11 protein-coding genes are annotated in these 11856 nt (G+C 32.7%); 7 read left to right on the top strand and 4 right to left on the bottom strand.

The annotated features are described in order from the left end of the window. The first annotated feature begins 11 nt into the window (after positions 1–11). The 3 genes from DU428_RS05080 to DU428_RS05070 all read left to right on the top strand — a co-directional run bounded on the left by DU428_RS05080 (position 12) and on the right by DU428_RS05070 (position 3367). The gene (locus tag DU428_RS05080) at positions 12–491 is read left to right on the top strand and encodes a TlpA family protein disulfide reductase (protein ID WP_113966302.1); all 480 of its coding nucleotides are present in this window, start codon (positions 12–14) and stop codon (positions 489–491) included. Positions 492–538: 47 nt separating this feature from the next. Next, positions 539–2329: a DUF6029 family protein gene (locus DU428_RS05075; RefSeq protein WP_113966244.1), complete on the top strand. Its 1791-nt coding sequence runs from the start codon at positions 539–541 to the stop codon at positions 2327–2329. Between the two features lie 342 nt (positions 2330–2671). Continuing rightward, positions 2672–3367: a hypothetical protein gene (locus tag DU428_RS05070; protein WP_113966243.1), complete on the top strand. Its 696-nt coding sequence runs from the start codon at positions 2672–2674 to the stop codon at positions 3365–3367. 51 nt (positions 3368–3418) lie between these two features. On the opposite strand, the gene rsmG is transcribed toward DU428_RS05070, so the two are convergent. After that, positions 3419–4048 carry a 16S rRNA (guanine(527)-N(7))-methyltransferase RsmG gene (gene rsmG, locus DU428_RS05065; RefSeq protein WP_072349902.1) on the bottom strand — a complete coding sequence of 210 codons (630 nt, stop codon included), beginning with the start codon at positions 4046–4048 and terminating at the stop codon, positions 3419–3421. 149 nt (positions 4049–4197) lie between these two features. On the opposite strand from rsmG, the gene DU428_RS05060 reads away from it, so the two are divergent. Next, entirely contained in the window at positions 4198–5292 is a 1095-nt protein-coding gene (locus DU428_RS05060; protein WP_072349903.1) for a fatty acid desaturase family protein, read from the top strand. 32 nt (positions 5293–5324) lie between these two features. Then, the gene (locus DU428_RS05055; RefSeq protein ID WP_113966242.1) at positions 5325–6509 is read left to right on the top strand and encodes a pyridoxal phosphate-dependent aminotransferase; all 1185 of its coding nucleotides are present in this window, start codon (positions 5325–5327) and stop codon (positions 6507–6509) included. 88 nt (positions 6510–6597) lie between these two features. Here DU428_RS05055 and DU428_RS05050 read toward each other — a convergent pair whose 3' ends face one another. Together DU428_RS05050 and trkA are read right to left on the bottom strand one after the other, a co-directional pair. Further along, positions 6598–8100, bottom strand: a complete 1503-nt coding sequence (locus DU428_RS05050) for a TrkH family potassium uptake protein (RefSeq protein ID WP_072349905.1) — start codon at positions 8098–8100, stop codon at positions 6598–6600. Further along, on the bottom strand, positions 8101–9450 hold the full coding sequence (gene trkA, locus DU428_RS05045) for a Trk system potassium transporter TrkA (RefSeq protein ID WP_072349906.1): 1350 nt from the start codon (positions 9448–9450) through the stop codon (positions 8101–8103). 223 nt (positions 9451–9673) lie between these two features. Between trkA and ubiE the strand changes: the two genes are divergently transcribed. Then, a complete protein-coding gene (gene ubiE, locus DU428_RS05040; RefSeq protein WP_072349907.1) occupies positions 9674–10399 on the top strand; it encodes a bifunctional demethylmenaquinone methyltransferase/2-methoxy-6-polyprenyl-1,4-benzoquinol methylase UbiE in 726 nt (241 codons plus the stop codon). Next, positions 10399–11112, top strand: coding sequence for a type IX secretion/gliding motility protein PorT/SprT (gene porT, locus DU428_RS05035; RefSeq protein WP_072349908.1), 714 nt, complete (start codon positions 10399–10401; stop codon positions 11110–11112). Before ubiE ends, porT begins: the two co-directional genes overlap by 1 nt. An 18-nt stretch (positions 11113–11130) precedes the next feature. Here the strand turns inward: porT and DU428_RS05030 are convergent, their stop codons facing one another. Next, on the bottom strand, positions 11131–11850 hold the full coding sequence (locus DU428_RS05030) for a TrmH family RNA methyltransferase (RefSeq protein WP_072349909.1): 720 nt from the start codon (positions 11848–11850) through the stop codon (positions 11131–11133). Positions 11851–11856: the final 6 nt, after the last annotated feature.

Below are 11856 nucleotides of genomic sequence, written 5' to 3'. Positions count from 1 at the left end.
ACTTAAAAATTATGAAAAAAATCTCTCTAATTGTTATCTTAATGATAACCTCATTATCATTTTCACAAAGTCAAGCTTTAGAAACTTCTATCAAAACTTTAAAAGGTGAAACCACAAGTTTAAGCGAGTTTACTGCGAAAAACGATTTAGTAATTGTTTCACTTTGGGCAACCTGGTGCGTACCATGTAAAAACGAATTAGATGCCATTAATGAAGTTTACCAAGACTGGCAAGATGAAACAAATGTAAAATTAGTAGCTGTTTCTATAGATGATTCAAGAACAGTAAACAGAGTTAAGCCATTAGTAAACGGTAAGGATTGGGATTATACCATACTACTAGATACAAATAATGATTTAAAAAGAGCTTTAAACACTGCAACAGTGCCTTTAACATTAATCGTGAAAAATGGCGAAATAGTATATAGACATTCTGGCTATACTCCTGGAGCAGAAGATGCTTTATACGAAGAACTAAAAAAGCATATCTAAGCCTCTAAAAAAACCACAAAAACCAACCAAAAATTACAATTCCCAAAATGAAAAGCACTACTAAATTAGTACTAGCTTGCTTACTTCTACCTACATTCTTATTTAGTCAAGAAGAACAAGACTCAACAGCGACTGAAACATCTACTTTTAATAAGTTCATGGACAATCTAACAGGAAGCTTTGAAAGTAATGCACAATGGTATTTAAACGATAAAGAAACTGGTAGATTTGAAGAAGATGAGCACCTTAGAGCTAACAGCTATTTAAAACTAAACTATTACTTCTTAAACAATTTCTCTGCAGGTGTGCAAGTAGAAAGCTATGCACCTCAAGCGCTATTAAACTACGACAAGGAGCTAAACAAAGAAGTAGGCTTAGCCGAATATTATATTAACTATAGAACAGACAAAGTTGATGCTACCCTAGGGCATTTTTACGAGCAGTTTGGTAGCGGATTAATTCTTCGTGCATGGGAAGACAGAGCACTAGGAATGAATAACTCTATTAGAGGTGGTAAAATAAAGTATACACCTTTTAGTTTCTTACAAGTTACAGGTTTATACGGTAGCCAAAGAAGAGGTTTTGATGTATCAGACTCAGAAATCATGGCTTTTAATGCAGAGTTAAACATAAATGAAATAGTAAAATCTAACTTCTTTGATCAAATAAGCTTAGGTTTGAGCTATGTAAACCGAAACGAGGATTTCACAAGCACTAGCACGAATACCGAAAAAATTGAAATCCCAAAAAATGTAGGAGCATACTCTGCAAGATTAGGTCTTAGCTTTAAAGACATTTATACCAATGTAGAATATGTTATGAAGGACAAAGATGTTAGACTAAATAACATCCAACCAAATAAAGTTTCTTTTTCTGAAAATAAACTTTTTGACGGAAGCGCTTTATTATTCAACTTAGGATATTCTGCTAGAGGATTCGGAGTTAATTACACCTTTAGAAGGTTAGAAAACATGAGTTTTTACTCGCAAAGAGAAGACAAAAACTTAATTAATAATCCTACTAATAGAGCAACTCTAAACTATTTACCCGCTTTAACAAAACAACACGACTATACTCTTGCTAATATTTATATATACCAAGCACAACCAGGTTTATATATTGAAAACTATGAGTCTCCACGAGCTAAAGCAGGAGAGATAGGAAACCAAATAGATGTATTTTACAAATTCAAAAGAGGATCTTTACTTGGTGGTAAATACGGGACAAAAGTTTCAGCTAACCTAGCTTATTGGGCTGCACTAAATGTAAAAATTTCAGACCCAGATGGCATCCCATATTTTAGTAGCGATAACCTTACTTACGAAAGTGATTTCTTAAACTTTGACAATAAAATTTATTCGGAATTTAATTTAGAAGTAAACAAAAAATGGACTAAAAACTTTAGCTCTATTTTTACATTCATAGACTTACATTATAATTCTGACTACCTAGTTGAAGCAAATGGAGCAAAAGTAGATGCATGGATTGGTGTGGCAGAAGGAACATACAAATTTGGAAAAGGAAAATCTCTAAGAGTAGAAGCACAACATCTATCTACAGATGATGATGCTAGAAATTGGCTTGGAGGTACCGTAGAGTACTTCTTCAACTCTAATTTTGGAGTTTATTTAAATGACTCGTATAACTATGAAGATAGTCCTATTGAAGAAAATTCAAAAATACATTTCTTTAATTTAGGAGGTAGTTTCACAAAAGGAGCAACTAGAGTTTCATTAAATTACGGAAGACAAAGAGGTGGTTTAATTTGTGTTGGTGGTGTTTGTAGACCTGTAAGTAAAAACACAGGGGTTACCTTAAACCTAGCAACTTCTTTCTAAAACAAATAAACATACTTTTAAAAGCCCTTAAAGAAATTACTTTAAGGGCTTTTTAAGTTTACAACGCTAATTGGAGAGTTCGAAAAAAGAACATCAAGAGGTTTATTATCAATATCTTAACACATAAACTAGATAAAAATCACTAACTTTATTTTCTCTCCCTTTATTAACTAATTTTTAAAAAATAAGATTAGTTCCAATCTAAAAAAGTTGACTTCACCTAATATTACTAATTCTTAAAACCAACAAAATTATGTTGAATATTTTATCAAATGCTATGTTGGGAATAAGCCGAAAAGCCAACTAAATTTTGAAGTAGGTGTCATTTAAAACACCTTAATCATGAAAAATTTTATCTTAAAAGGTATTGCATTGTTTTTGTTTTCTTTTATCACAATCAGCTGTTCTAATGAAGATGATAACGAAAAATTAGCGTTAAACATTACAAGTAATACAACGGAAAAGAATGTGAAAATCACCTTCACATCAATTGAAATCAATGGAAACATCACTTCAAGTGGCAGAGAAGAAATTATATCACGAGGGGTAAGTTGGGGTACAACTCCGCATCCAACTATTAATGAGAACAAAGTAGAGGAATCAAACAACACGTTCACTAGTAAAATAAGAGGATTAGCTCCAAATACGCTTTATTATTTCAGAGTGTATGCTTCATCTAAGGCAGAAACAGTTTATGGCCCTGAATTAGTATTTAGCACTTCTAACTTAGATGGGACAAAGTGGGACTTCTACTTTAACCACGATCCTCCACATCAAACATGGCATGCTGATGTAACTTTTAATATAGACGGCACTACCGTATATCATGATGCAACATCACCATCAGACACATATTTAATTTATGGCACATGGATGATTACTAGAGATAGACTCCTATACGATTTGGAATCTGATATAAAAGACAACAATGACTTTCATTTTACAGGAACATTTACAGGGAACACCTTAAGCGGTACTTATACTTACGGTGTAGAAAATGATAAAGAATGGACAGCTATATTACTTCCAAAATCATAACCTATCTAACACAAAAAAGGCTTCTCACAGAGAAGCCTTTTTTTTTTAAAATTATCCTTTATATTTTAATGGTAAGTGTACCACCTTTTTGGTTTCAAAAAAATCTTCTGAATAAAAATCAGAAATATTATAAATAGTAGCCTTCGGGTAATCCTGTAGTTCTTCTGCTAAATCACCACCTTTTAAATAAACAATACCATTTTTAAGTTCATGATTTTGTTTTTTAGCTACCTTCCCTTTAACCCAATGAACAAAAGTTGGCATAGCCGCTACAGCTCTACTCACAATAAAATCATAAGTATCATGAATCTCTTCTACTCTAGAGTGGGTGGTTTTTACATTTTCTAAACCTAAACCTTCTACAACCTCTCTTACCACATTTAGCTTTTTATTAATGCTATCTACCAAATGAAAAGAGCATTCTGGATATAAAATCGCTAAAGGAATTCCAGGAAAACCTCCACCGGTACCAACATCCATGATTTTAGTGTTCGGTTTGAATTGTATCACTTTTGCAATAGCTAAAGAATGTAATACATGACGCAGGTACAACTCATCAATATCTTTTCTAGAAACTACATTAATCTTCAAGTTCCAATCTTGGTATAGCGCTTCTAGCTTGGTGAATTTTTCTATTTGATCTTCGGTTAAATCCGGAAAATACTTTAAAAGGAGTTCCATTTTACACTTTAATTTACGCAAAAATATGGATTTTAATTTGCATAATTTTATGAAATTTTATATTTAATAAGCAGTTATATTATTTATCTTTGGTATCTATAATATTTAACGCCTTAAAAAACGTTATCTTAAAATTAATCAAATTTAGTATGTCAAAACAAACAGTATCGTTCTCAAGAACAGACTCTGCAAAATTTTTTAGAACTTTAAACAAAAGAGTCAACAATTATTTTAAAGAGAATAATATTAAAAAAACAGGAAACTGGAAATTATACCTTAAAACTATAATAATGTTCACATTATTACTAGGTCCATTAATATTATTATTAACAGTAGATTTACCAACCTGGTTACAAATTATATCTGTAATCGTTATAGGTTTTGGAATAGCCGGTGTAGGAATGAACGTAATGCACGATGCAAACCACGGTTCCTTTTCTAGTAAAAAATGGGTTAACAAATTAATGGGAAGCAGCATTCATATTTTAGCTGGTAACGATTATAATTGGAAAGTACAACACAACGTTTTACACCACACTTATACAAATATTCAAGGTCATGATGAAGATATTGACGCAGGAAGAATCATTCGTTTTTCGAAACATTCTAAATGGTTAAAAATTCATCAATACCAAAAGTACTATGCCTTCCTTTTATATGGTTTACTAACTGTGAACTGGGCTATCACAACCGATTTTAAGCAAACATATGTTTACCTTAAAAGAAAGCTTTCTTATGGCGATTTCCCAAAACCAGCTACACAATGGACCAAGTTAATTATAGGTAAAATAGTTTATTATGCCGTTTGGGTAGTTTTACCTTTATCTTTAGGATACACTTGGTGGCAAGTATTAATAGGCTTTTTAATCATGCATTATACAGCAGGAATTATCTTAAGTGTTATTTTTCAATTAGCACATGTTATGCCTAATACCGAAACACCTTTACCTGATGAAAATGGTAATATGAAAAATACTTGGGCTATCCACCAATTATATACTACCTCTAATTTCTCACCAAAAAGTTGGTTTGTGGAGTTTTATACTGGTGGACTAAACAGACAAGTAGAACATCATTTGTTTCCACATATTAGTCATGTACACTATAAGAATATAGCTAAAATTGTTAAAGAAACTGCAAACGAATTCAGCTTCCCATATAACGAGTACGACTCTATTTGGACAGCAATTGCAGAACATTACGAACAATTAAAAGAACTAGGAAGAAAACCTAGTATGGCTTAATTCCATTCGCTTTACCATAAACATATTTCATAATGAGCCTACTTTCAGATAGAATAGTAAACATGTCCACTTCTGCTACCCTTGCTATGGCAGCAAAAACAAGAGAATTAAAAGCAGAAGGGAAAGATATTATCGGGTTAAGTCTTGGGGAACCTGACTTCAACACACCAGATTACATTAAAGACGCAGCAATTCAAGCTATTAATGATAACTACAATTCTTATACACCAGTAGATGGTTATGTAGAGTTAAAACAAGCAATCATTACTAAGTTTAAGCGCGACAACAATCTAAACTATACCTTACCACAAATTGTAGTATCTACAGGAGCAAAACAATGCTTATCTAATGTTGCTATGGTTTTACTAAACAAAGGTGACGAGGTTATTTTACCTTGTCCGTATTGGGTAAGCTACAGCGATATTGTAAAAGTTGCTGAGGGTACTCCGGTAGAAGTTCAAACTTCTATTGAAAATGATTTTAAAATGACAGCTGAACAGTTAGAAGCTGCCATTACACCAAATACAAAAATGCTTTGGTTCTCATCTCCATGCAATCCTAGCGGATCTGTGTATAGTAGAGAAGAATTAGAAGCTTTAGCTGAAGTTCTAAGAAAACATCCTAATATTTATGTTGTTTCAGATGAAATCTACGAACACATAAACTTTATTGGCGGCCACACAAGTATTGCAGAAATAGACGGAATGTTTGACAGAACTATTACCATTAACGGAGTTTCTAAAGCATTCGCTATGACGGGTTGGAGAATTGGTTATTTAGGTGCACCAGAAGCTATTGCTCGAGCTTGTAACAAAATGCAAGGACAGGTAACTAGTGGCGCAAACTGTATTGCACAACGTGCTGTAATTACTGCATTAAACGAATCTCCTTCTAGAGTTCAATTCATGATAGATGAATTTAAAGTTCGAAGAGATTTAGTTTTAAATCTACTTAATGACATTCCTGGATTCCAAACAAACACTCCAGAAGGAGCGTTTTATGTGTTTCCAAATATCTCAACTTTCTTCGGAAAAACTTTAAGAGGAAAAAAGATAAACAATGCAACAGACTTTTCTTTGTATCTTTTAGAAGAAGCTCTAGTAGCAACAGTTACAGGAGATGCCTTTGGAAACCCTAACTGTATTAGAATCTCTTATGCAGCAAGTCAAGAACAAATTATTGAAGCTATAAAAAGAATCAAAGAAGCAGTTAGCTAGACATATTCTTTTATAAAATATAAAACTCCTTCTCTAAGCAATACTTCGTTAAAAGAGAAGGAGTTTTTTTATTCCAAGAAACTAAGGTTTATCTGTTTCTCCAGAAGAATGGTGTAAACAAAATAAGTACCGTAAACAACTCTAACCTTCCTATTAGCATTAAAAAGCTACTCCACCACTTCCCTATATTTGGTAATGCCGAATAGTTGTCTACAGGTCCAAACTGCCCTAAAGCAGGTCCAACGTTACCTAAACTAGAAGCTGCTAATCCAATAGAAGATTCAAAATCTATTCCCATCATAGAAAAAACTAAAGCTCCAACTATAAAGGATAGCATATAAAGTATGAAAAAAGCCAGTATGTTAAATACAATCTTTTTTGTAATAGCTTTTCTATTATATCGAACTGGTAAAACTGCATTAGGATGTAAAGTTCTTTTAAACTCTAAAAACCCATTTTTAATTAAAATTAAATGTCTCACCACCTTTACTCCCCCAGAAGTAGATCCTGCAGAACCACCAAGAAACATGATCCCAAAAAAGAAAACAACTAAGAATGGTGTCCATAAAGTATAATCTGCAGAAATAAACCCTGTTGTAGTTACTACCGATAATACTTGAAATAATGCATGACGAAAGGCACTTTCACCCTCTCCGTAAATCATTGGGTGCTCTATAGAAGAAATGGATAAATCTGCTTTAAAGTAAATTATAAGCGACACTATTGCTGTAAAAATAGCTATAAACTTAAAGTATAACTTAAACTCGTCATCATGAATGATCTTCTGTACTTTTCCTTTAAAAGCAAAATAACTTAAGACGAAGTTAGTTCCTGCCAAAAACATAAAAGCAATAATAATATATTGAATCATCGGTTGGTCATTCCAATAGGCTACACTAGCGTTTTTGGTTGAAAACCCTCCAGTTGATAAAGTAGATAAAGAATGATTTATTGCATCAAAGAAAGACATTCCTGCTAGTTTTAACAGAATTGTTTCGGCAATAGTATAACCAAAATAGATTAACCAAAGTCGTTTTGCTGTATCTGTAATTCTTGGATGTAGCTTATCGGTACTTGGTCCAGGTGCTTCAGCTGCAAAAAGCTGCATTCCTCCAATTCCTAATAAAGGTAAAATAGCAATAGCAAGAACTATAATTCCCATTCCACCAATCCAATGGGTCAAGCTTCGCCAAAACAATACACCTTCCGGCACAACTTCAATATCATTTAGAATAGTAGCTCCAGTTGTGGTATAACCAGACATGGTTTCGAAAAAAGCATTGGTAAATTGCGGAATGGATCCTGTAAATATATATGGTAGAGTTCCCGAAAGCGCCATGACTATCCATCCAAAGGCAACAACAATATATCCTTCGCGTTTATTCATTTCCTTGCTATGCTTTCTTGTAGAAACCATAAGAAAAACTCCGACTAAAAGAGTGAAAATACCAGAAATGGAAAGCTCATAGGTTACACCATCTTTATAAATAAGACTTATTAGTGCAGATAAAAGCATAAAACCACCATTAAATAATAGTAGTAATCCGAAAAAATGAATTATTATTTTATAATTAAGTCGAACACCTTTCATTTACAGGAAGAATTTTTCAACGCGTTTTATAGATCTAGGCAAACAGCAAACTACCACCTTATCATTCTCTTGAACTCTAAAATCACCCAGCGCAATGATTCCCTCTCCTCCTCTAATAATTCCACCAATAATAGCAGAGCGAGGAAAATCGACATCCTTAATAAGTTTGTTGTTAATTTTAGAAGTTGCTTTCACTTTAAACTCTAATATCTCTGCATTCATATTATTCAGTTTCGTCATAGCAACTACTTCTCCTTTTCGTATGTATCTAAAGATATTATTTGCGGCAAGTAACTTTTTATTAATCAAGGTGTCTATTCCAATAGATTGAGAAAGTTCAAAATAATCCATATTCTCAACAAGCGCTATGGTTTTTTTCACCCCTTTGGATTTTGCTACTAAGCAAGACATGATATTGGTTTCCGAGTTACCTGTTACAGAAATAAAAGCATCCATATCACTAATATTTTCTTCATCTAACAAATCTACATCTCTTCCATCACCACTAATAACAAGTACTTTTTCTAATTCATCAGCCAGGTCAAAAGCTTGATCCTTATCTTTTTCAATTAGTTTCACATAAAAACCATTGTTACTTAAATCGCGCGAAGTTTTATAACCAATCTTACTTCCACCAAGAATCATAACATTTTTTATTTCGGCATTAATCTTACCGGTCATCTTACACAGTTCCTCTCCACCACCTTTACTAGTGATAAAAACAACATTATCTCCCTCTTTAAATCGTGTATCTCCCCTCGGAATAATAGTTAACTGCGTTCCAAAACGCTGAATAGCGATTGGCACAAAGTGAATTTCGTTAAATAACTCTGCAGCCTCTTTAACGGTTTTACCAACAAAGGAAGCAGTTCTTGACAAATTCAACCCAACCATAGTTAAGGCTCCTTCGTCAAACTCATAACTATCTTTAAAAGCAGACTGACTAAGTAATAAGTTAATTTCGGCCGCTGCTAAAGATTCTGGTGAAATCAGCTCGTCAATACCTAATTCGGTAAAACCAACAGTATCTTTATGTTGAATAAATTCTGTGTTAGAAATTCTTGCAATGGTACGCTTTGCTCCTAATCGTTTTGCAAGCACACAAACCGTAATATTGGTAGTTTCTGAAGCTGTTACAGCAATTAACAAATCGGCTGTATCAATTTTAGCTTCCTTTAAAAGCGCAATAGAAGTTGCATCTCCTTTAATAACCTTTATGTCTAAATGATTATCTGCGTATACAAGACTGTCTTTATTTGTGTCTATTAATGTAATTTCTTGCGACTCATAAGACAATAATTTTGCTAAATGAAATCCTACTTCTCCTGCCCCAGCAATAATTATTTTCATCTGTTATTAAATATGGTTTTTAACATTCAGATGGCATACACATTTCATTAATCAACAAAACATTGAAAAGTTTCAACGCATGTTTCATCTGTTTTTTTAATTTAAAAAAGTACGACAAAGATACTTTAAAATATTAAAACATAAATAAGTTGCTGGCATTGATTTGATAGCTACAGAAGTATATAAATAAAAAAAAATATGTAGGTTTGTCAAAAAAATAACTGTGTCGAAAATAAAACCATACAAGGATAGCGATTTAGGTAAGAAAGAACAAGTTACCAAAATGTTTGATACCATTTCAGGAGATTATGATGGCTTAAATAGAGTTATCTCTTTTGGAATTGATATTTCATGGCGAAAAAAAGTAGTTGCAATGGTTAAAGAATCTCAACCAAAAACTATTTTAGATATTGCCACAGGAACAGGAGATCTTGCCATAAATCTAGCACAAACTAAAGCCGAAAAAATAGTAGGATTAGACATAAGTAGTGGGATGTTAGAGATAGGAAAAACCAAGGTGAAAAAACATGGTTTAGAAAATACTATTGAAATGGTTTTAGGCGATAGTGAAAACATGCCTTTTGAAGACAATTCTTTTGACGCTATTACCGTTGCATTTGGAGTAAGAAACTTTGAAACCCTAGAAAAAGGTTTAAAAGAAATTCTTAGAGTTTTGAAACCTGGAGGAACTTTTGTGATCCTAGAAACTTCTATGCCAACAAAAACACCTTACAAACAAGGCTATAACTTTTACACAAAAAATATTTTACCTTTCATAGGAAAGGTTTTTTCTAAAGACAGAAGCGCATACAGATATTTATCAGAATCTGCATCGGCATTTCCTTTTGGAGAAGCTTTAAACAATATTTTAAGAGAAACAGGGTTTACTAATGTGAAAGATTATCCGCAAACCTTTGGTGTTGCAACAATTTATAAATCATCAAAATAATGAAAAATATACTTGCTATATTAATTACACTATTTGTTTTTCAAACAGCTTCTGCTCAATTATTTTCTAAAGAGCGAATAAAAAACAATGAGAATGTAGATAAAGCAAGACTGAGTTATGGCTATTTTCTTGGACTAAACAGCTACGACTTTAATTTTGATTATTATAGAGACAGAAAAGATATTGAAGTAGAAACTACATTAGGTTTCAATGTAGGTTTAATAGGAAACTTAAGAATTAACGATTATATCGATGTTCGATTAGAGCCTGGTTTATATATTACATCCAGAAATTTAATTTATGACGAAAGCTATTTTAACGGAATAGAATTCACAGAACAAGATTTAATTAGAGAGGTTAAATCCACCTATATTCACGTTCCACTTTTATTAAAATTTTCTACAAAACGAATTAATAATATCAAACCTTTTGTGGTTGGTGGAATTTCTACCGCATTAAACCTTTCAAGTAATCAAGACAATCCTGACGATAACTCTTCGGGAGAGTTTAGAATGAAGAAGAACAACTTATTTTACGAAATTGGTTTCGGAATAGACTTCTATCTATACTACTTTAAATTTACCCCTTCTATACGTGGTGTATTCTCTTTAAACGACGAGATGATTCGGGATGTAGATCCAAATAGCCCTTGGACAGGTAATGTTGCAAACATGAAAACTAGAGGTTTGTTTATCAACTTTACTTTTCAATAGGAAGTTACACTTGTTAAGCTAGCTTCTCTTAAACTCACTTAGCAAAATAGCTCCAGCTGTTGCAACATTCAAACTTTCTGTAGCTTGTAAATCTCCAAACCTAGGAATACTAATTCTTTTAGTTACCAAAGCTTCAACCGCTTCCGAAATTCCATTTGCTTCATTTCCTAAAACAAGAATACCCTTTTCTGGCAAAGTACTTTTATAAACATTTTCGCCATCCATAAAAGCACCAAAAACTTCAGTTTTATTTTCTTTCAGAAATTTTTCTAAGTCTAAATACTTCACATTAACCCTAGTTATAGAACCCATAGTTGCCTGAATAACTTTCGGGTTAAAACAATCTACCGTGGTTTCACTACAAACCAAATCGCTAATACCAAACCAATCACAAAGCCTAATGATGGTTCCTAGGTTTCCTGGGTCGCGAACCGCATCTAAAGCAACAATTAGTTTATTAGCCTTTACATCAACTTCTTTAGGTATTTCAAAAACTGCTAAGGCTTTGTTTGGCGTCTTTAGAAAACTTATTTTTTTCAATTCATTTTCTGAAATAATAGTTTCCTGACCCTTATTAAGTTGGAACGACTCTGTACTATATACATGATGCAGGTTTAACGTAGAATTTAAAAGCTCTTTAATGGTTTTTATTCCTTCAGCAACAAACAAGCCTTCTTGCTGTCTGAACTTTTTTTGCTTTAATCTGTTTATTAATTTTATTTGGCTTTTGGTTAACATGTAAAT

This window comes from Oceanihabitans sediminis, assembly GCF_003337215.1.
Taxonomy (GTDB): Bacteria; Bacteroidota; Bacteroidia; order Flavobacteriales; family Flavobacteriaceae; genus Oceanihabitans; species Oceanihabitans sediminis.
The sequence above is the reverse complement of the archived record's forward strand: the minus strand, read 5'-3'. Positions and strand labels throughout refer to the sequence as shown.